13 protein-coding genes and 1 pseudogene are annotated in these 20,986 nt (G+C 59.5%); 4 read left to right on the top strand and 10 right to left on the bottom strand.

All coding sequences use genetic code 11. The features are described from left to right. Window positions 1-194: 194 nt before the first annotated feature. From K7G81_RS17315 to K7G81_RS17300, 4 genes are all read right to left on the bottom strand, one after another. A complete protein-coding gene (locus tag K7G81_RS17315) occupies window positions 195-956 on the bottom strand; it encodes an MBL fold metallo-hydrolase (protein ID WP_223032081.1) in 762 nt (253 codons plus the stop codon). A gap of 26 nt (window positions 957-982) precedes the next feature. Next, window positions 983-1,780: an alpha/beta fold hydrolase gene (locus K7G81_RS17310; RefSeq protein WP_223032103.1), complete on the bottom strand. Its 798-nt coding sequence runs from the start codon at window positions 1,778-1,780 to the stop codon at window positions 983-985. Window positions 1,781-1,861: 81 nt separating this feature from the next. Beyond that, the gene (locus tag K7G81_RS17305; RefSeq protein ID WP_255587276.1) at window positions 1,862-2,584 is read right to left on the bottom strand and encodes an alpha/beta hydrolase; all 723 of its coding nucleotides are present in this window, start codon (window positions 2,582-2,584) and stop codon (window positions 1,862-1,864) included. Then, window positions 2,572-3,255: an HD domain-containing protein gene (locus K7G81_RS17300; RefSeq protein ID WP_223032080.1), complete on the bottom strand. Its 684-nt coding sequence runs from the start codon at window positions 3,253-3,255 to the stop codon at window positions 2,572-2,574. The genes K7G81_RS17305 and K7G81_RS17300 overlap by 13 nt, the downstream gene beginning before the upstream one ends. A 221-nt stretch (window positions 3,256-3,476) precedes the next feature. Here K7G81_RS17300 and K7G81_RS17295 point away from each other — a divergent pair, with 221 nt between their 5' ends. Together K7G81_RS17295 and K7G81_RS17290 are read left to right on the top strand one after the other, a co-directional pair. Further along, a complete protein-coding gene (locus tag K7G81_RS17295; protein WP_369412145.1) occupies window positions 3,477-4,490 on the top strand; it encodes a GlxA family transcriptional regulator in 1,014 nt (337 codons plus the stop codon). A gap of 734 nt (window positions 4,491-5,224) precedes the next feature. Next, complete coding sequence (locus K7G81_RS17290; RefSeq protein WP_223032079.1) at window positions 5,225-5,626, top strand: Arm DNA-binding domain-containing protein; 402 nt, start codon at window positions 5,225-5,227, stop codon at window positions 5,624-5,626. 152 nt (window positions 5,627-5,778) lie between these two features. On the opposite strand, the pseudogene K7G81_RS17285 reads toward K7G81_RS17290, so the two are convergent. From K7G81_RS17285 to manD, 6 genes and pseudogenes are all read right to left on the bottom strand, one after another. Continuing rightward, window positions 5,779-6,495, bottom strand: a pseudogene (locus K7G81_RS17285) (transposase); the annotation flags it as partial. Continuing rightward, on the bottom strand, window positions 6,468-6,623 hold the full coding sequence (locus tag K7G81_RS17280; RefSeq protein ID WP_223032078.1) for a hypothetical protein: 156 nt from the start codon (window positions 6,621-6,623) through the stop codon (window positions 6,468-6,470). The gene K7G81_RS17280 and the pseudogene K7G81_RS17285, both read right to left, overlap by 28 nt. A gap of 336 nt (window positions 6,624-6,959) precedes the next feature. Beyond that, complete coding sequence (locus K7G81_RS17275; protein ID WP_255587275.1) at window positions 6,960-8,297, bottom strand: glycoside hydrolase family 43 protein; 1,338 nt, start codon at window positions 8,295-8,297, stop codon at window positions 6,960-6,962. 364 nt (window positions 8,298-8,661) lie between these two features. Beyond that, window positions 8,662-11,100 carry a glycosyl hydrolase 115 family protein gene (locus K7G81_RS17270; RefSeq protein ID WP_369412144.1) on the bottom strand — a complete coding sequence of 813 codons (2,439 nt, stop codon included), beginning with the start codon at window positions 11,098-11,100 and terminating at the stop codon, window positions 8,662-8,664. Between the two features lie 466 nt (window positions 11,101-11,566). Continuing rightward, window positions 11,567-14,767 (bottom strand): TonB-dependent receptor, encoded by a 3,201-nt coding sequence (locus K7G81_RS17265; RefSeq protein WP_223032077.1) that lies wholly within the window; start codon window positions 14,765-14,767, stop codon window positions 11,567-11,569. Window positions 14,768-15,138: 371 nt separating this feature from the next. Continuing rightward, window positions 15,139-16,401: a D-mannonate dehydratase ManD gene (gene manD / locus K7G81_RS17260; protein ID WP_223032076.1), complete on the bottom strand. Its 1,263-nt coding sequence runs from the start codon at window positions 16,399-16,401 to the stop codon at window positions 15,139-15,141. A 428-nt stretch (window positions 16,402-16,829) separates the two neighbouring features. On the opposite strand from manD, the gene K7G81_RS17255 reads away from it, so the two are divergent. After that, a complete protein-coding gene (locus K7G81_RS17255) occupies window positions 16,830-19,799 on the top strand; it encodes a glycosyl hydrolase 115 family protein (RefSeq protein ID WP_223032075.1) in 2,970 nt (989 codons plus the stop codon). A 142-nt stretch (window positions 19,800-19,941) separates the two neighbouring features. After that, window positions 19,942-20,694 (top strand): FadR/GntR family transcriptional regulator, encoded by a 753-nt coding sequence (locus K7G81_RS17250; RefSeq protein ID WP_223032074.1) that lies wholly within the window; start codon window positions 19,942-19,944, stop codon window positions 20,692-20,694. Window positions 20,695-20,986: the final 292 nt, after the last annotated feature.

Below are 20,986 nucleotides of genomic sequence, written 5' to 3'. Positions count from 1 at the left end.
TGCTTGTCACGGCGGCACCATAGCATCAGCGGGCCGATCAGGCGATTGCAAACGGCGGTCCCTCTCACGGAACATGTCGCCGAGCCTGTGCGTCCCCTGACGGAGCGTTGCGGTGGCCGGGACGTCAGCCGCCGCGATCATCCATAGTTCTTTCCCCCCACTATCTCATTGGATGACTTCCAGTGCGCCGCGGATCAGTGCGATCCGTGCGCGCATAAACCAGCCGAACATGGGTTTGGGGCAATCCTTGCAAGATGACGCGCGTGCCGCATAACCTCGTCGGGGCCTAGCGGGCCGCCGTGGCCCATATAGAAGCGCTTGGCGCCCTGCTGCACGAGACGCTCCAGTTCGCGCGCGACTTTGTGCGGATCGTCTTCGAACGGGGGGCGGATCGCGCGTCCGGTCAAGGCGATGCCACCGATCAAGATGCCCGACGCAAGCAGGTCGCCGACGAGCGCGTCCTGCGATGACAATTCCACCGCAATCGAGCCGGGCGTGTGTCCGCCGGTATGACGCACAACGCCGTCGACGCCGAAATTCAACAGATTTACCGTCTCGCCGTTGGTCATCATGATGTCGGGCACGAAGCCCTCGTAAGGTTCATGCGGTACCGGCGTCTTGAAGAACAGCTTGCCGACCCAGCCCGTCGCACAATAGGTCATGCGTTCCTTGCGGCTGTAGAAGTCGGCGTCGTCCTTGTGGCCGAGGATCGGCGCGCCGGACAACTCACGCAGCCGCGCCGCGCTACCGGCATGATCGGTATGCGCGTGCGTGACCACGATCAGCTTGATGTCGCGGAAGGTCAGTCCGTGCCGGTGGAGAACCCGCGCGATCTTGTGCTCTGATCCGGGTATTCCGGCATCGACGAGGATGCATCCCGCCTCGCTCCGTATCAGATGGGCATTGACCATATTGAGCGGGAGGATGGGGATCGAGATGATCTCAGTCTCGTACATCGTGATTTCCTTTGTTTGGGATATGGTCAGCGCGCCGATGGTCCGGGCGGCAGCGAGCCGGCGAATTTGCGGATGAGGACAGCCACTTCGCTCGGTGCCTCCAGGGGCGACAGGTGGCCGATGCCGGGCAGCAGGCGCAATTCGGCCTGCGGAATGCGCGGGAGAAGTTCCTGTTTCAGCACAGCCGGGGGATCGACCCGGTCCTCGGTCCCGGAAATGACAAGGGTCGGCACCTCGATACGCGAGACAAGATTCGCGATGTCTTCCTGGCTCGTCGCCAGCGGCCATGCCACCTTGGCAGCAGGAGCGCCGCGAAGGCTGTCTTCAACCACGACTTCGAGGTCTTCCGATGCCAGCGGGTTGGCGGTGAGCATGTGCTCGACCGTCGCGATGATTCTCTCCCGCGTCGTATAGGCGCCCACCATGCCCTCTCGGGATGCGAGCGGCAGAGCGAGCGGCGATGGCGGCGACGGGGCCACCAGTATCAGCCCCGCCAGCCCCGATGGTCGCCGCGAAGCAAGAAACTGGGCGACCTTGCCGCCCATCGAGTGCCCGATCAAAATATAGCGATCGAGCCCGATCGCCTCGAGCACGCCGACAGCGTCGTTCGCCAGATCGGCCAGGGAATAGTCGCTCGACGGCGCTTCCGATTGTCCCCAACCACGCTGGTCGATCGCGACCGTGCGGAAGTCATGCCCGAGCATGGTCGTTACATGCCGCCACGTGCGTGACGAGCCGCCCCAATAATGCAGGAAGACCAATGCCGGTGCGCCGGCGCCCCGATCATCGACGTGAAGCGTGATGCCGTTAGATGTAATTTTCATAGCATTTGTCCTGATCTCGTGGCGAAACACTGGGGGCGGCGGGCTGTCTGCGCCCGCCACTTCGATGCAGTGTGCCGACCGTCAGGCGGTGGCCTTCAGGATGAAGTTCGTCACGATTTCGGGCTGCGACAGCATCGGGACGTGGCTCGATCCGACGTGTTCCACAGTCGCGTTCATACGGGCGGCCATTCGTTCCTGATCGACGCGCAGGATTGCCCGATCCTCGTCGCCGATCAGATAGAAAGTCGGCCGCGTTCGCCATGCCGCCTCAGTCAGCGTTCCGCCGAGCGCGGCGCCGTTGATCGGGCCTTGCGTTGCCAGCAGGACGGCCTTCTCGTCCTCGTCGAGATCCTGTGCGAAGAGGTTGAAAACGCCGTCGCGCGTCAGCTTGAGAAAGCCTTCAGCGTCAGGCCTGATCTCGGCCCCCAGCGGAGCAGATTCGAACGCGGCGAACAGCGAACCGGCGGACTCGCCGGCATCCGGCGCGAAGGCGTCGATATAGACCAGTCCCGCCACCTTCGGGTCGTTGCCCGCCTGGCCGATCACCGCACCAGCGTAGCTATGGCCGACCAGAATGACATCGCCCTCAGCACGCGCAATCGCCCTGCCGACCGTCGCGACATCCGCCTCGAACGTGGAGAGCGGAAGCTGGACTGCGGTCACCGCCAAGCCTTTCTTTGCCAGCATTGGGACAATCTTCGCCCAGCTCGAACCGTCAGCCCAGGCACCGTGGACCAGAATCACATTGGAAATCATCGTCTTTCTCCCAGGGAATATAAGGGGGGATTCTGTCAGGCGCGCCAAAGCGAGGCTCGGATGACCGAGCAGAAGTTGCCGCGATGGAAGTGCGGTTCCTTGTCGGCGATCACGTCCGCCTTGACGTTGCCGAAGGTGGTATCAGGCTTGTGTCGGATGCCGTCGTAGAAGGCCTGGATGATGTCCTCCTTGAACCACGTGCTGCGCGGGAAGGCGGTTGCGATCGCCTCCCGGACAGCGTCCGGATACTGGCTGTAGGTTAGTCCCAGCACGTCCATCTCGACGCCGGCGGCGGTTAGCGCGATGACCGGATCCATGAACTCGGGCACGCCGGGCGTCGTGTGCAACGCTATGCCGGTCCACACCTTCTCGATGTCCGATGGGTCGAGGTTGTAACCGGTCAGGAAATCGCGCGCCGCATTCGCGCCGTCGACCTCGAAGCGCAGGTCAGCGCTGCTGTGCAACGGCATCAGCCCGACGTCGTGGAACATCGCCGCGGCATAGAGGAGTTCGGGATTGAAGGTGAGGCCGCGATGCCGGCCGGCGATTGCACCGAAGAAATAGACGCGGCTGGAATGGTTGAACAGCAGCTCGGTCTCGGTGTAGCGAACGAATTCGGTGACGGCACGGCAGAATGCGCTGTCGGGGATGGAAACGCCGTCTACCTCGGCGCGGCCATTGCTCGCTCGGGTGGTCGTGTCGCAGATATGGTCCGCCATCGTGTGTCTCCATGTTCAGCGGACGCAAACCGGCAGTCCCCAAGCGGGGGTAACCGGCAGCGCGCGTTGCCTGTTGAAGGAATGAGCCGAGAAGGTCGGAGTGTCTCTCGACCCGCCTTCGCTAGGTCGCATCCATGGCAGTTGGCAGCAAGGTCGCTACACATCGATAAACTGCCAACGTTGCGCGATAAGCTGCCTCAGGATAGCGATCGGCAGTTGCCGTGATCGACAAATCGCTCGGGCCGGCAAAGAAGGGCGGATCGGCAATGGCAATACGCGAAGTGGCGCTCGTCATTTTCGACGGCGTCCAGGCACTGGACGTGGCAGGGCCACTCGACGTGTTCACTGCGGCAAACGATTTCCTGCCCGCGCAGGACCGTTATCGCTGCCTGCTTGTGGCAAGAAGCCGCACGCCTCTGCGCAGCTCGAACGGTATGTGGATGACCGCCGATCTGAGCTTCGATGAGGCGTGTAGGTCCTTCCATACCGTACTCGTCGCGGGCGGGCAGCGGCTTCCCGACAGCCCGCCAGACGAGGCGATGTCGGCGTGGCTGCGGCGATGGGGCGTCACCGCTGACAGATATGGCTCCATCTGCACCGGGGCATTCGCGCTCGGTCACGCAGGCCTGCTCGACGGCCGCACAGTGACGACCCACTGGCTTTGCTCCGCGAAACTTGCCGAAACGTTTCCGGCAGCTAATGTCGAGCGTGACAGGATCTATGCGCGCGACGACCGCCTGGTAACCTCGGCCGGCGTAACGGCGGGAATCGATCTAACGCTTGCTCTCGTCGGCGAAGATCATGGCTCCGCGTTATCGCTCGCTTGCGCGAAGGGTCTGGTGGTGGTGGCACAGCGGCAGGGCGGCCAATCCCAGTTTAGCCCGTTGCTGCTCCCGCCGAGCGATGCGGCGACACCGCTGGGTAAGGTCCAGGCGTATGTCATGGAACATCTGGGCGAGTCATTGCCGGTCGAGCGCTTGGCCGAGATCGCTGGTGTAAGCGCACGGAGCATCGCCCGTCTGTTCGTCCGCGACCTTGGGCTGACGCCTCATGATTTCGTCGAAGGCGTTCGGATCGACCATGCACGCAATCTGCTGGAAGCGACGGAATCGCCGCTGAAGATCGTTGCCTTCGAATGCGGATTTGCCAGCCCAGACCAGATGCGAAGCGCATTTCAGCGGCGGCTTAGGATCACGCCCGTGCGATACAGGGAAAGTTTCCGAATGGCGGGATAGCAAGACTCTCAGGGTCAATGATGATCTGACCCCTGAACCCCGAGGCGGGCTGTTATTCACAGCGATGCGGAGGACTGAGATTACCGAGCAAGAGGTAGGTGTATGACGGTAGCCGAGGGCTAGTAAGCGGCACCCGATCGCCCGCAGCCCTGTCCTGCTGCTTCAAAAGCTGCCCGAACTAAGGTCTGCTTCCTACCTATTGCAATGCGAAGCGGACTGACAGCAACCGGCCCAGGATGAGCCGTAAATCGCCGTGTGAAAGATCGGCAGCTATCAGGGAGCAGAAGCAAACCGGGAAACGGCTGGTTTGTTGACGGGAGCTGCCACGCTTCTGTGATCCCTTGGATGTCGGCTTTCCGACGGTCGGCAACGGCCCTCTTCGGCTATTCCGATTGCAGGCATGTGAGGGCGAATCAGGCTTAAAAATGAACCTGTATGGTTCGCTCGGCGAGGGTTCGTGTCCGTGTTCCGGACCGAACAAAGCAAGGGGCCACACAGGGACCACGAAAATCTGGCCCGGCTGAAAGTCTAGGAATTGCGCGGGTTACAAAGGCTGATGTGAGTCCTGTAAGCGCACCAGCACACAACGAGAACATGGCTGGAAAACCGCAAAATTCTGCGGCAAAATGACCCCTGTTGGGTCCGCGCGGTTTCTCACTTTGTTCCACCGTGGTCCACCCAAAGTGGACCACGAATCGGTGGACCACGAGCAACCGCAGGAGTCGTGGTCCGCCATGCTCACCAACACACAGATTCGTGCTCTCAAGCCGGCCGCGCAGCCTTATAAGGTGCCGGACCGGGACGGCTTGTTTCTTCTGGTCCAACCGACGGGCGCGCTGCTCTGGCGGTTTCGCTTCAAGATCCTGGGTGTTGAGCGAAAGCTATCACTCGGGAGCTATCCCGACATATCGCTCAAGGAAGCCCGGCGGAAGCGGGATGAGGCGCGCGCCCAGGTCATCGACGGGATCGACCCGGTCGAAGAGAAGCGGCAGCGGCGGATCGAGGCCGAGCTGGCGGCGAAGACCACGTTCAAGCTGGTGGCCGAAGGATATATTCAGAAGATGGCATTTGGAGCGCTAGCAGCGAGTTCGGCCGCCGTTAGCCTGATTCTGATCCTTCTGTCGCATTGCGCTTAGTCCATTAGCGCTTGCCTCTAGCGACGGCCGCTTTTAGCAATTCGCCCGGTCAGCTTGAATGACCGACATGGGCGTATTCTGTTGAAGAAGTCGGCTGCTGGAGCGGACTAAAGATGGTGGGCGACGGCGATCGAGCGCCTTCGCTTTGCTGCTCAGGCGGGTGCGATGCCTTGGATCGGCCGGATCTTGGCCAGCTTGCGGAGGTTCTGGGCTGCGGCGGCGAGGTGGAACTCGTCTTTTGCTCCGTTCGGACCGCGTAGCCGCAATCGATCCAGCTTTAGGATGCGTTTGAGGTGGGGAACAACATCTCGACCTTCTTCCGCTGGCGACTTGAGATGAGGAAAGCATCGCTGGCGTTGATCTCGCGGGTTAAGTCTCGCGCACCTTCATGGACTGAGCGGGTCACTTTGCGCGCGGGCATATTGGGGGGCAGCGTTGACGCAGCGCGCAGGCGTGGCAGTCCTGCTGCCGGGCGCGGTAACGGATCGATCCGTCCTTATCGATCCCGCTGCGCGGCGTGCTGAAGTTGCGGTTGGATCGTCGCAGTCGATTGCCAGTTGGGCAGACATAGCTGTCGTCTTCGTGGTCGTAGGTGAAGGCGGATCGTTCGAAGGTGCCATTGTCGCGCGCGGATTTTTCCAAACACCGGGATATGCGGCTCGATCCCCCGGTCCCCGATCAGCCAAGCCAGGTTCGGCGCCGAACCATAGGCGGTATCGGCCATCAGCTTCTCGGGCCACAAGCCGAAGCGGTCCTGCGTCCGCTCGATCATTCAGAACCTCGGCCTGTCGGATCGCGGTCGTCGCCTCTACATCGAAGATCACCGCGTGGTCGAGATCAATCAGGTAGTTCGTGCTGTAGGCGCAGAAGGTGCGCGGATACCGGACAGATCGACGAACCGGTCGATCGAGCGCAGCAGGTGATCGCCCGGCACGTGATCCTCGATGCGGAAGCTGTAGAACGGCGCCTCCTGCATCACCGTCCGCTCGCCCATCATCGCGCTGTCTCCGCTTGTCCGCGGAAAACCGAATCAGGACTTCAGCACGAGCGCAAGCGCGAGTTTCTCAACAGAATACGCCCCAATCTCGGTCATTGAAGGTCCCCCGCCGATTGCCCGAAAGCGGGCGCTGATTAAGCCTGCTCGACATGACCGCAATTGGGACGATCCGGTTGGTCGGCTTTCAAGAACGCAAAATGGGATAACGGACGTTCCGAGCGGCGAACCGGCATCGCACCTTCGCGCCCTAATTCCGGACGAAGAACCTGCCGGAAACGAACATTAAAAACAGAAGGTTAAACCGCTGAGGTGCGTACCTAAGCAGCGCGCGGCCCCTCACTTCGCGAAACGCCAATAATCGAAATCAACCAATGGCCGGCCACGCGGTCCCTTGAACACGAAAAAGACATCGTGCCGACCCACGGCACCATTTACCGGGGTCGATACGGTTCGCCAGTCTTGCCAGTCGCCGGTATTCGGCACATCGATGGTTCCAATGAGCGGCCCGGAATCGCTGTCGAGATGGATTTCCACTGTCGCGCCGTTCACGCCGCTGGCCAATCTTGCGAATATGGAGCTGGCGCCTATCGCACCGAAATCGACTCCGGCGACCTTGATGTAATCCAGGTCCGTGACGTTCGTGACGTAAACCGCCGCCGCCTTGGCCTTGGCGGTCTTTATGCCGGGAACCCAGTCGATCGGGCGATCGATCTGCCGCTTCACCCTGGAGGTCCATGCCATGGTTTCAGCCTCGACGCGTTTGTAAGCATCGATCGCTTCGATCTGCTCGACGCCGGTGCGATTCCACCATGGCAGCTTCTGGATTGTGCCGTCCGGATTGTAGTGCAGCTGCGCCACGGTAATCGAGCGACGCTCGTGGTGAATCGGCGTTTCTTCGAAATTCAGCCGGTAATTGAAGCCGAAGACATAGGATTTGCCCTTATAATCGATGATGCCCGGATGATTGCCGGTTGAGCGCTGATCGCCGTCCATGATCGAACCCTTGTAGGTCCAGGGCCCGGTCGGATGGTCGCTCATCGCGTAACCGATCCCTTCGGGGCAGCAGGTCGAGGCGAAGGCCATGTAATAATGACTGTCGCGATGATAAAACCATGGCCCTTCCTGATAGGTGGGCGGTTTCGACGCGACCTGATGGATCCCGCCGGAATAGGAAATCATGTCCTTGTTGAGTTTGACGTACCAGAGATTGGGGTTGCCCCAATATAGATAGGCCTGGCCGTCCGCGTCGATCGACACGGTAGGATCGATGAAGCCGGTTTTAGGCCCGACCAGCGGATGGCCAAGCACATCCTTGAACGGCCCGAGCGGGCTGTCGGCGACAGCGACGGCGATCACGTTCTTCGGCGATCCGGGCACGCTGATCGGCGCGTAGAGATAGAATTTGCCGTTGCGCGGGATCACTTGTGGCGCCCACGCATCGTTGTGCTGGCGCGCCCAGGGAAAGATAGCGAGCGAGGCCACGGCGCCGTGATCGGTCCAGTTGACCATGTCGGTCGACGTGTAGAGCCGCCAGTCGACCATCTTAAAGTCGTCGGCGTCGTCCTGATCGTGGCTGGTGTAGAGATAGACGGTGCCGTCATAGACCATTGGCGCCGGATCGGCGGTGAAGTTCGTCTGGATGATCGGATTTTCCGCATGGCTCGTGATTGGCAAACATGCACTTCCTGCCGCTGCGCAAAACAGCGCCATGCGGCGTAACACGGTGGCTCTCACTCTTTCCCCTCCCGATCCTCGGTCTCGCGATAATGTTAAATATTATTGCCTTTGACGCCCCCGGGCTTCTCATCCGGGCTTGATGGGAGCTTCCGGCCTGCATCCGCCGGGGATTAATCCCGGCGAGTGCAGCATATTCCGCTGGCGTCACTAGCGACAAGAACCAGTGGCTATTGGGGCACTCATTGCGAAGGGGGCCGTTGGACGCCTCCACAAAGGTGCTGTCGGTCGGGCGGTCGTTCGTCGAGACCGCGCATGAAATTGCCAATCGCCTTGGCGACCAGTCGCTCGACCTGAGCGAGGCTCAAGCCGGTCTCAATGGACTATTCGGCGCTCCCAAGTACGACAACTGCACCTCTCTGGTGGCAAGAACCAGACGTTCAACGACAACGTTATCGTCGATGCGCCAGAGCCTCAGCTTGTGCTGCCCGGCGGAAACCGGTCCTAGAGAAACGTCCACCCGTACACTGTTGTTGCACACAGCCTCGGCCCAGCGCTTCTCCGCCGGCGTGTTCTGCGCGCCGCCCGTCGGAGCGAGTTTGAAGTCGAGCGCCTGTACCGGTCCTGTGTCAAGCGACACCCCGAGGCGTAGGCTGGCTGCGCCCGTGGTGTTCAATGTAGGGGCAAAATAGAGGGTAAGAGACCCTGGTCCCGGGCTGTCCACGGTCACATCATATTCGACCCAGATACTGTCCTCGGCTGTTGTCGCCGGCATGCCCTGCGGCAGGGTAACTACTGCTCCCTGTGTCCGTCCCAGATTCGGAATCGCCGTCCATTTCATATGCTTGCCGTCCGCGGTCCGGCTGAATGCCGGCGCTTCAAGAACGACGACCCCAGGAGTCTCCCGAGGGCGCGATACAAATCGGGGCAGCTTGCCCCGCCGGTCAGGCGGCGTGTCGCCGGCGACACGCGTGATGCTGGGCATCGTCTGCTGAGTGGGATCGTTCCAGATGACGTAGCTCATATGGACCTGAGCCATCATACCATCCCATTTCCCACCATTGATGGTGTGATAGCGACGCGTCAGGACGCCGTCGCGCTTGAAAGCGGCTTGAACCTGATCCGCGAAAACATTGGCCCTCGCGTCGTTTCTCGACGCAAGCAGCTTGTTCCAGGCAGCGGCATAATAAAGGCGATACAGATTCGCCATCGCGGAAATGGGAAATTCGAGCAGTTGATAGTAGGCGTCCAGATATCTCGGTTCGAGGTTCGCGCGGACGGCGAGCATCCTCTTTTCGAGTTGGTCCCACTGCGCGACCATCGCACCAAATTCCCCTCCATCAAGGCCGTCAGCGGTCACGCCTCCGAGAGCGAATGTGTTCTGGTCTATCAGCTCCGGCTTTCGTCGTGCCGCGAATTTACTGTAGTCGGTGATCATTCCGCCGATGATCGACGCATGCTGGTCCCCGAAAGTTGCCCGTGCCCACTCCTTCGGATAGTCGGAAAGCGCGGTCGATGTCATTTCCTCCGGATTCCAGGCCATCGCCATGACAAAGCTGAGCGGATACTCCATCGGCTTGATGTCCCCGACGTTCACGATCCACATCGCTCGCGCGTCGCGAGCATAGGCAAGATCCATCTGCTGCCAGACTTTCTCTACCTGGTTGGTGTCGATCCACTTGTAGTTGCGCGGCACACCGACGTAGTCGAAGTGATAATAGACGCCATATCCGCCGCTACGCGGTTTCGACCGTGGATCGGGCAGACGGCGAATCTGCCCCCAATTGTCATCTGAGAAGAGCAAGATAACGTCGTCCGGCACGCGCATGCCGTCATCGTAATAATCTTGCACTTCCTTATAGAGCGCCCACACCTGTGGCGTGTCCTTGGCCGGTTTTCCGGTAACATCGGCAATGATCTGCCGCTGATCGGCCACAATTTTCTCAAGAAGCGGAACAGCCGTGCCTTCAGCCATCGCTTCGTCGCCATCGCCCCGCATGCCGATGGTCACGACAGATTCATAGGACTGACCCGGGCCCTTCGACATCATCCTTTCGATGCCGCCCCGCCAGAAAGCGCGCAGGTTTGCGGCATTGGTTCGATAGTCCCACGCGCCGCCCCGGACACCGTCCGAGCTGTGCATGTGCCACTCGGCCTGTGCGCGCATCATCACTTCATGATGCGATGTTCCCATGACGACGCCCATCGCATCGGCGAGCACCATGTTGTCGGGATCGTCGACATCGAAGGCTTTCCCCCACATGGCGGGCCAGAGATAATTGCCCTTCATCCGCAGCAAAAGCTCGAAAACCCGCGCGTAAGCGGCGGAATTGACGCCGCCGAACTTCTTTTTCGCCCATCCGCTGAAACATGGATCTTCGTCGTTTATGAAGAAACCGCGATACCGGACCCGAGGATGATCGCGCCGCTCCCCAGCGGGAATCCACACATCCGTTCGACGGGCGACCGGCACATCGGCAAACCAATACCAGGGCGAAACGCCGATGCGCTGGGAAATGTCGTAGGTCCCGAAGACCGCCCCCCGGCGATCCGACCCGGCAATCACCAGCGCGCGGGAGACACCCGGGAGCGGATCATCGACCACGGTCTGGACAAACGCCTCCCATTCACCATCAAGCCCCCGCGGGTCGAGCTTTCCGGCCTTAACCAACTGATCTATCGCAGGGTCTTGGCCCAAAACGCCGATTATCACGACCGGACCGGCCGCCTGCCGTCGGTCATAATGGCGACGCGGGCGTGTGCCACTGACCCGATAAAGATCGCCGGCGAAGCTGGCGGCCACCCTTTTCACCGCAGAATTCGCGCCCGGTGCAACAAGTATATCAGCAGGCTTGCCCCGACTAATTAGAGGAAATGCTCCGTCCGACTCCCTCAGGATTGCGCGTGTGGCGGCATGGCACCGGGGCGCAGTCATCAGCACGAAACCACTGGTGGCCGCACTACCAAGCAATTGCCTACGCGATAAAGATGTCAAATATCTCACTCCCGCATCTTCGCTCTGTCATTCACGAATCGTGTTCGGTGCCCAAACCGACCTTGGCAAGCATCGGGTTCTGAACCGGCGGCCCATCCGTAACCGTGATTGACCGTTCGTCACCCAATCTTGCACGATCAGGCCAGAACAACCGCTATAACCGGCTGTTACTCGTTTCAGTCGGACCTTTATTATGTAATGTCTGCCGTATCCTCAAAAAAAATGGGACAGTGACGCACAGCGCCACTGTCCCGAACGTCCCCAGGGAGGAGGATCAGAACGTGCCACGAACGCCGATCAGAAACTGCCGTCCGGGCTTGTATTCGTTGTAGGTCGCATTCGGATATTGAAAATATGATCGCAGCGTCGAATTCGTGAAGTTCACGATATCGAATGTCAGTTGCGGCAAATGATCCGTACCGAAGATCGTATTCAGATCGAAGATCGAGGAGAAATCGTTCTCACGATAAGGATCCGAGTAAATGGCAGCCTCTGCAATGCCATTTTGGTTGAGGCCGCTGCTCTGCGTTCCCGAGCGATATGTCTGGGTCACCCGCAATTGGATGCCGTGGCTTTCGTAATAGCCCGTCAGGTTGTACGTATATTTGGACACGCCCAAAGCCACGGCGGGGCCGTTGTTGGACTGGTCGATGATCGTGGCATTGGCGTTGACACCGAAGCCGGTGATGCCGATCAGTCTGGTCAGCGGATCGAGTGACTGGACGACTTGAAATTCCAGACCATTGATGTCGAGCCGGTTCGGCACGTTTATCTGGGAGGTGACCTGAATGGTCGCCACATCCGGACCACCGCGCAGATCGATCGCCGTCTTCTGAATAGAGCCGAGGCTTTGATAGGTAATCCCGTATTGCGCGAGGTAGGAGAAGGGCTGCGTGACAACATTGTTCTGCGTGAAGCCCTTGATTGACTTGCGGAAGGCATCGAACGATATCAGCCCCCCGTTTCCGGTGTAATACTCAAAGCCCAAGTCAATATTATCGGAGAAATACGGCTTGAGTGCGGAGTTGCCGATGCTCGCCTGCGCCGCCGAGATGTCGGAAAAGTTGACGCCGGGAAGCTGGGCACTGGGGTCGGGCCGAGTCATCGTCTTCGAATAGGCGGCTCGCACCACGGCATGCTGGCCAATATTGTATGCGAGATTGATCGCTGGAAGCCACGCATCATATTTATTGTGCGTATACACGAAGGTGGTCACGTTCGGATAGAGGGCGCCGTCGGGCAGTGATGTCCCGTCATCCCTCGTGTTCCGAGGATCGCTGATCGAGACGCGGCCGCCGATCGTCTGGTCGGTGTGGACGAAACGAAGACCCGCACCGAACCTCAGGCTGTTGTCGCCGATCGGCAGATTGCCGTTGACCTCGGCATAGGCGGCGGGAGTCTTTTCTTCGATCACGCCACCGCTGGCGCCGGTCGTCGACCCGCCTGAATCGGTTTCGTTGGCGTGGAATTCATCGTAGTTGGTCGCCGATTTGAACTTATCAAAGTCAACGGTGACGAACCCGGCGGGTCCGGGCCTCAGGAAGTCGGGAATGCTGCCAACCGGCACTACCGACCCCCCATATGAGATCGTTCCGGTCTGACCAGCCGTATAACCCGTCCCATAGCCGGGATAGTCCGGATATCCATTCTGACCGGGCACGATGTGAACGTCGCCGCGGCACGGCGGCTGTGTATTAGGCCCGGGGAGGTTCACGCTTGGATTGCCGCCGCAGATATAATTTTGCCAGGCTCGGCTGTTGTCATACCCGCGGATGCGCCGGTAGAGGTCGTCATAATTCGCACCGACCTTCAGGTTCAGGTGATCGTCGCCCCAAGTCAGGTCGCCACGCAGGCCCTTAGTCCAGTTCAGACGCCGCTCGTCGGAAATGCTGATACGCCCCCCGTCCCAAACGAAGTTACTTGGATCGTTAAGGTCGACGCTCGATTGAATGGTCGGAATGCCGCCATCATTATTATTGAAGGTTGCGGTGACATTCTGGCCGAGCGGGGTTACGGGGTCCACCGCCGGGTTTTCGCGGTGGAAGGTGCTGCGTGTATAGTTTGCGTTTACCTGAAGCTTCAGGTTCTTGGCGATCTGCCAATCCATACCGGGATTGACACCATATTCCTTAGTCGTCTCGATATAGGGGCGATATTCCAAAAAGAATTGCGTGTTTGCAAAGGTCCCGCCGGTGACGACGCAACCGTTCGAACAGTCCGCCCGATCATAGGTGGTGTTGATGGGAATGATCGAACTGTTACGCACGATCCACATCATGTCTTCGCGCTGAAGATTATTGTGCTTATACCCGTACATCCCGTCCACATAGAAGTGGAGCGCATCACTGGGCCGAAACTCGAGGCTGACGATCGAGTTGATGCGTGAGCGCGAGCCGAATTCGGCGGAGGGCCGGCCAATACGAGGCAAGATGCCATTGTCGATCTGTTCGATCGTCGCGCCCGGATTGTGGGCCAGAAGCCAAGCCTTGTCGATCGTTTCGCCAGCGGTCAGGCCCGCTCCGGCACCAGCCGGAACGGTCGACGGGATGGTGAAGTTGCCGCCGCCGGTCGTGTTACAGCCGCTGCTGGCACCGCACTGCGCGGCGGTGAGATTCGGGTTGGTAAAGCCAATCGTTTCATAGCCGCGCGTGTCGGTAAACAGGCGCTGCCCGGCAACGCCCACCAGAATACCGAAGGTGTCGCTAGGAGTGGTGCTGAAAATCAGCGACCCCCGTGTGCCCAGCTTGCCAACTCGCGCTTCCTTCGCACCTTGTAGGCTGTAGGTGAGGCGCGTGCCAGGATGATCGAATGGCCGCGCCGAGCGCATGTCGATATTACCCGCAGCACCGCCTTCGAGCAAATCGGCTTTGTAGCTCTTGTAAACGGTGAGCTTCGTGAACAGTTCGGTCGGGAAAAAGCTGAGGTCCACCGAGCGATCGGTACCCTGCGCGTCAGTCGCGCCCGACGAGGCGATCGAAATCGGCGCCCCGTTCAGGGTCACATTGGTGAAGTTCGAGCCGAGACCGCGGATGGCGACGTTGACGCCTTCGCCGGTTATGTCGCGGTTGATGGTGATGCCTGGGATGCGGTTGAAGGACTCCGCGATATTCGTGTCAGGAAACTTGCCGATATCTTCAGCGAATATCGAATCCGAGAAACCGATCGACTGTTTCTTCGCGCGAACCGAACTTTCCAGTGACGCCCGGTAGCCCGTGACCACGATCTCGCCCGCCGCAGGATTATCCTGCGAAATACTCGCGCCCTGATCGTCGGAAATCGACACGCGAGCTGCCGAGGGACCGTTTTGTTCGCTCGAGGCCTGAGCCGCACCATTGTTGGGGCCAGCCTGTTGCGCGGCCGTCGCTTCAACACTGTGCTGCGCTTGGGCGTGGGCAAGCGCCGGCCACGCACTACCGGCCAGCAGCGTCGCAGCCAAACGTCCGATCGCGAGCTGCCGCCTCAAACGTGAATCCATTCGATCTCTCCCTTTTTTGCGGTGGTTTCACCGCTCGGTCTTTTTCTGATTCGCCAATTGCCGTGGCTCGGTTGGGCTCTAGAAATGATTCGTCTATTGGTCAACCAGTGGCCTTACCACTTTTCTGATTCGATAGAAGTTCCGATAAGGCGCAGAGCGGCGCCAATGGTAGTCTAAGTGGGAAGGCAGATTGAATTTGTGGCGGCAACCCGTAGAGACGCTTCATTACAACCCCGGGCGCCATCGCTCGGTCGCTGGCTTGACCGCTTTGAAAATTGTTAGAGCCTGCACATCTGGATTTGCGGAGCCCTTGTGCGATCCGCTCTTTCCTGGATCACGATCGGAAGGCGATGCGCTGCATATTTTCCGAGTCACCAGTTGAACATCGAGCCGTCGAGCAACCGGTTCACTGGCAGGTAGGCCGGACGATAAGGATGCTCAGCAGCGAGAGCTTCATCGATGTCAACGCCGAGGCCGGGAGACTCGTTCACCTGAAGCAGCCCTTCCTCGAACCTATAGTCGTGGGGGAACACCGCATCAGTCGCACTCGTATGGCGCATGTATTCCTGAATGCCGAAGTTAGGGATTGATATGTTGAAGTTCAGCGCTGCCGCCATGCTGATCGGCGACAGGTCGGTTGCGCCATGGCAGCCCGTTCGGACATTGTGCAGGTCAGCGAACGCGGCGATCTTGCGAAGATGCGTGATCCCACCGGCATGAACCACGGTGGCGCGGATATAGTCGATCAGCTGTTCTTCGATGAGTTGCTTGGCATCCCAAACTGTCGAGAAAATTTCGCCGACCGCCAGCGGCGTCGTACTATGTTGTCGGATCAGCCTGAAGTTCTGCTGGTTCTCGGCGACGACCGCGTCTTCCAGCCAGAACAAACGATAGGGCTCCAGATCGCGCGCCAGCCGGGCTGCCTCGATCGGAGTCAGGCGGTGATGGACATCGTGCAACAGATGGATTTCGTCGCCCAATGCCATTCTGGCTTTCTCGAACAGCTCGGGTACGGTGCGCATATAGGCCTCTGTCGACCAGCGGTTTTCGGTCGGGAGCCCGGCGTCGGCCGGTTCATAGAAGAACTTGTCCTTAGACACGCCATAGGTCGAGGCCAGGCCAGGAATCCCGGTCTGAAGACGAACCGCCTTGTAGCCGAGGTCCTTGTATTGGCGCGCCGCTTCAAGCGTTCCTTCAATGTCGTTGCCGTTGGCATGACCATAGACGGTTATCGCGCTCCGGCAGCGGCCGCCGAGAAGCTGATAGACGGGTAGCCCGGCAGCCTTCCCCTTGATGTCCCAAAGGGCCATGTCGACGGCAGCAATGGCCGACATAGTCACCGGACCGCCGCGCCAGTAGGCCCCCCGGTAGAGATACTGCCAGATGTCCTCGATCTGATGAGGATCACGGCCGATCAGCAGCGGCAGGACGTGTTCTTTTAAGTAGGCCGCCACTGCTAGCTCGCGCCCGTTCAAAGTGGCGTCTCCGACCCCATAGATACCTTGTGAGGTCTCAATCTTCAGCGTGACGAAATTACGGCCGGGGCAGGTAACGATGACTTTCGCTGATACGATCTTCAATGGTGACACGGCATCTCGATATGTTTGGGCGGGAAATTGGGCGAACCGGTTCATCGTCACCTCTATCTTGATATGGGCGTTTCGGCCGCCCGTCGAATTGCGATCTGCCGACCGATTTGGTCGGGCCAAAGTGGTCTGTTAGGTACTGTTCTCCCGCTTGTCTACGCGCGATCCTCGCAACTTATCTCCCTTTTCGAGGAAAGGCGTGTTGCCATTATACGGGTGCAATGAAGCCACGCCCTCGGTGCAAGCCGTCAGATTGCATTCACTGGTCAGGTATGTGGTTGACCATAAACCAGCTCTCGAATACCTCCGTTGGCACTACTGAGAGCGACGGATTCTCCCGAATCGGCTGCTCCCTCGCTGGAGCGCGGCGCGCGATTCACAACTCGGCGCGGCGGGAGCTGTCGTGATCGCGACGGGGCCGCAGAATATCCGGATGAAGCACCAAAAGTGCTGCTGATTTCTTTTGAGGGGATGCGATGAAAATTGTTGCCGATCGGCCGGAAAGCGGCGGAGGCGTGGAGGTCAATAAGACCGCGATAGCCACCCGCCGAGCCTTCTTGGGGTCATCAATCGCCTGCCTGGCATTGATCAGTCCGCTCCGCGGCGCTGTCCTGTTCGGCGACGACCGCAATGCATTCACGATCGCCGCGCATGGCCAGGCGACGCCCATCCTTGTCGACAAGGAACATGACGATGTCGGGGTTCTGCGCGTAGCGTCGGATCTCGCCGAAGATGTTGAACGGGTGTGCGGTCACGCCTCGACGGTCGCGCATGTCGCGCATGCCCTGCCGAGCCGGTTCATCCTGATCGGCACGCTTGGTCGCAACAAGTTGATCGATTCACTTGTGGCCCGCCGCCGGCTTGACGTCGATCCGATCAAGGGAAAATGGGAATCCTATCTTATCGAAACGGTTCGAGCGCCCTTTCCGGGGGTGGACGAGATACTTGTCGTTGCCGGCAGCGATCGGCGGGGCGCGATCTACGGCACTTATGATATTTCGCAGTCTATCGGTGTTTCTCCCTGGTACTGGTGGGCTGACGTGCCGACGCGCCGACAGGATGTCATCAGTCTCAAATATGGTCGCTATCATCAGGGGCCTCCGTCCGTTCGTTATCGCGGGATATTCCTCAACGATGAAGCGCCCTGCCTGGCCGGTTGGGCAAAGGAGAAGTTCGGCGGTCTCAACTCTCAGTTCTATACAAAGGTGTTCGAACTATTGCTGAGGCTGCGCGCCAACTATCTGTGGCCAGCAATGTGGGACAATGCTTTCGCCGAAGATGATCCCGACAATCCCCGGTTGGCGGAGGAATATGGCATCGTCATGGGGTCGTCGCACCACGAACCGATGATGCGCGCGCAAAAGGAATGGACCAAGCGCAAGGGTCATCTCGGCAACGGTCAGTGGAATTACATCACCAACAGCACGGCCATCGACCAATTCTGGCGAGAGGGCATCAAGCGCAATCGCGGTAATGACAAGATTGTCACGATCGGCATGCGGGGCGATGGTGACGTCGCCATGGAAGGAGCTGGATCACTCAAGGCGAATCTTCGGCTGCTTGAACACATCATCACCGATCAGAGGAAGATAATCTCTCAGGAGTTGCACAAGCCGGCGGGCAAGGTGCCCCAGGTCTGGGTGCTGTTTACCGAAGTTCAGAAATATTACGATGCAGGACTGAAGGTTCCCGACGATGTCACCATCATGTTCTCCGACGACAATGTCGGCAACCTGCGCCGGTTGCCGACGGCGGAGGAGCGCAAGCGCTCAGGCGGCTTCGGAATATATTTCCACATGGACATGCACGGCGGTCCTTTCTCCTATCAATGGATCAACAGCAATCCGCTGCCCAAAATCTGGGAACAGATGAACCTGGCCCATAAATATGGCGCCAATCAGATATGGATCGCCAATGTCGGCGATCTGAAACCGCTTGAAATCCCCATCGATTTCTTTCTTTCAATGGCGTGGGATGCAGCGGCGATCACGCGCGACAGCATCAATGAATGGACACTGGGGTGGGCGCGTCGCAATTTCGGTGACGCGCATGCCCAGGAGATTGCGGAACTTGCCGCAACCTATGCGAAATATAATGGCTGGCGTAAGCCCGAGCTCCTCAAGCCCGATACCTACAGCCTGGAAAATTATCGCGAGGCCGAACGCGTCGCCGACGCCTGGCGAACGCTCGAAGCGCGTGCTGAGGCGCTGTACAAGAAGCTGCCGAAGGACCAGCTCAACGCTTATTATGAGCTTGTCCTGCATCCCGTCCGCGCATGTGCGAACCTCAACCTCCTCAACATCGCGGCAGCCCGCAACCGGCGTTTCGCCGAGCAGGCGCGATCGAGCACGGCTGACGAAGCCAAGGAGGTGCGGCGGCGTTTCGCTCTCGATCAGGCGCTCAGCGACTATTACAATCACGAACTGGCCGACGGGAAATGGGATCACATGATGGACCAGACCCATATCGGCGGGTTCGACTGGTATCCGCCGCCCGCCAATATCATGCCCGCTGTTGCGGCGATCGACCCGTCAGATACGTCGGACTTCGGCGTGGCTATCGACGGTCAGTCGCGATCATGGCCAAGCTATTACCTCCCCCCACATCTTCCCGAATTTGACAGCTTCCTGAACCGGCCGTCCTGGTTCGAGATATTCCCCCGCGGGAATCAGCCGGTGAAGCGGGACGTGACCGCCCGGCAACCATGGATACGTCTGCGTGAGGGCGACGCCTTCAGCATGGGCAGGCAGGATCGCCGCTACTGGGTGGAAATCGACTGGAGCGCGATTCCGCCCGGCAAATCCGAAGGTTCGATCGACGTGAAAGGTGGAGGGACCGAAATCGTCATCGGCGTAACGGCGAACAAGGCGACGCCCGAACAGGCCAAGCTGGCCAAGGGCGCCTATGCCTCTCTCGGCCCGGCCTATACCATCCCGGCCGCCGGGTTCAGCCGCAACATTGCCGCGCGCGGCGTGCGTTGGGCGGCGATCGAGGATTATGGCCGGGTCAAGACGGCGATGTCGATCTTCCCTGTGACCGCAGCGTCCTTTTCCGATCCCAGGACGGCGCCGCGGCTGGAATATCCGATCTTCGTCGCCGAGGCGGGAGAGTTGCACGTCGAGATGGTGACGAGCCCGACGTTGCAGGTGGATCCTGCGCGCCAATTATCGGTCGCGCTCGGGATCGACGATGCAGCGTCGGTGGTGAAATCGGTCTTCACGCCTGACAAACGCAAGCAAGAGAGTTTCCTGGGCGCAGAGCATGATCACAACGATGCGATCAATGCCCGAATTATGCGATTCACGCTGCATGTCGAGAAAGCCGGAGCACACACCCTCAAGGTCATGATGATCGATCCGACTTTCGTGCTTCAGCAACTGATCGTCCATCGCGACCCGCTGCCCAAATCCTATTTCGGCCCCCCGGAGGCGGCGCTGCAGCGTTGAGGGGTGGGATGCTCTCATAACAATATTGGAAGGGTCTCCTGCTTGGAGCACGCGTCAGACACCTTCCTGTTTTGGGAAACGCTAGCGCCGCACGCGGCGATGGAGGATTGCCCGAAATGTATGCCTGCTTTATCATTTCAAGATGAAATCTGCCGGTGGAAGACTGTATCAGCGGGTCGCGGCCATCCTTGCTGCGAAGATCCGTTCGGGGGAATATGCGGTTGGATTTCGCTTGCCGTCAGAAAGGGACCTTGCCCAGGCGTTGGATGTTTCTCGGCCTACTATCCGCGAAGCCATCATCGCGCTTGAAGTCGATGGATTGGTCGAAGTGCGCAAGGGCGCAGGTGTCTATGTGGTGTCCGCGACACCTGCCGAAGGAGCCGCTCGGGCGAATGCGACCGATTATGGCCCGTTCGAGCTCATCGAAGCACGGCGCCTCATCGAGGCCGATGCTTGCGCGTTGGCCGCGCAACGCATTACCGATGAACAGATTTACCAGTTGTCGGAACTGCTCGACGAAATCAACAGCGGCAAGACATACGAAGAATCGGAGGACGCCGACCGGCGTTTCCATCTATTGATCGCCCAAGCCGCGGAAAACAGCGTTCTCTTGGCTATCGTGGAGATGCTTTGGGATTTGAGGGCACGGTCACCGCATTATATATTGTTAGCGAAGAAAGCGCACGAGGCAGGGATTGGGCCGGAAGGCGACGAACATGCCATGATCCTCGCGGCATTGGAAAAGCGCGACCCGGCGGAGGCGAGTTTCGCGATGCGTAATCATCTCCAGCGTGTTCTCGATACTATCCTCGAAGCGACCGAAGTCCATGAAGTCGAAGAAGCCCGCGCTCGTGTCAAGCTGCAGCGTCAGCGGTTCGTAGCCTCGAAGGTCTGATTTGGTTATAGTCCTGCGCTTTCGCGCAATCCCGTGACCGTGCCCGAACGATCGGCTTCGGATCATGTAAATCGCTCAGCCAGCTAAACGAAAGTCAGCCTTCAGCGATTTGCCTCAAAAGTGATCGGTCGGGCAGGCGGTCAGTTGTCGCCTTGGCTGCGCATACCGAAAGCTGATGGGGTGGACGCCCCCCGACGGCATCGATGTGCCAGAGTGGAGGTGTTGAAACACCACTGAGGGAGGCGTCCGTGTCGCAGGTTATCATAATCGGTCTGGATATCGCCAAGAACGT

It is taken from the genome of Hephaestia mangrovi (assembly GCF_019880555.1).
GTDB classification, from domain to species: domain Bacteria; phylum Pseudomonadota; class Alphaproteobacteria; order Sphingomonadales; family Sphingomonadaceae; genus Sphingomonas; species Sphingomonas mangrovi.
This window is presented reverse-complemented; position numbering and strand designations above follow the sequence as displayed.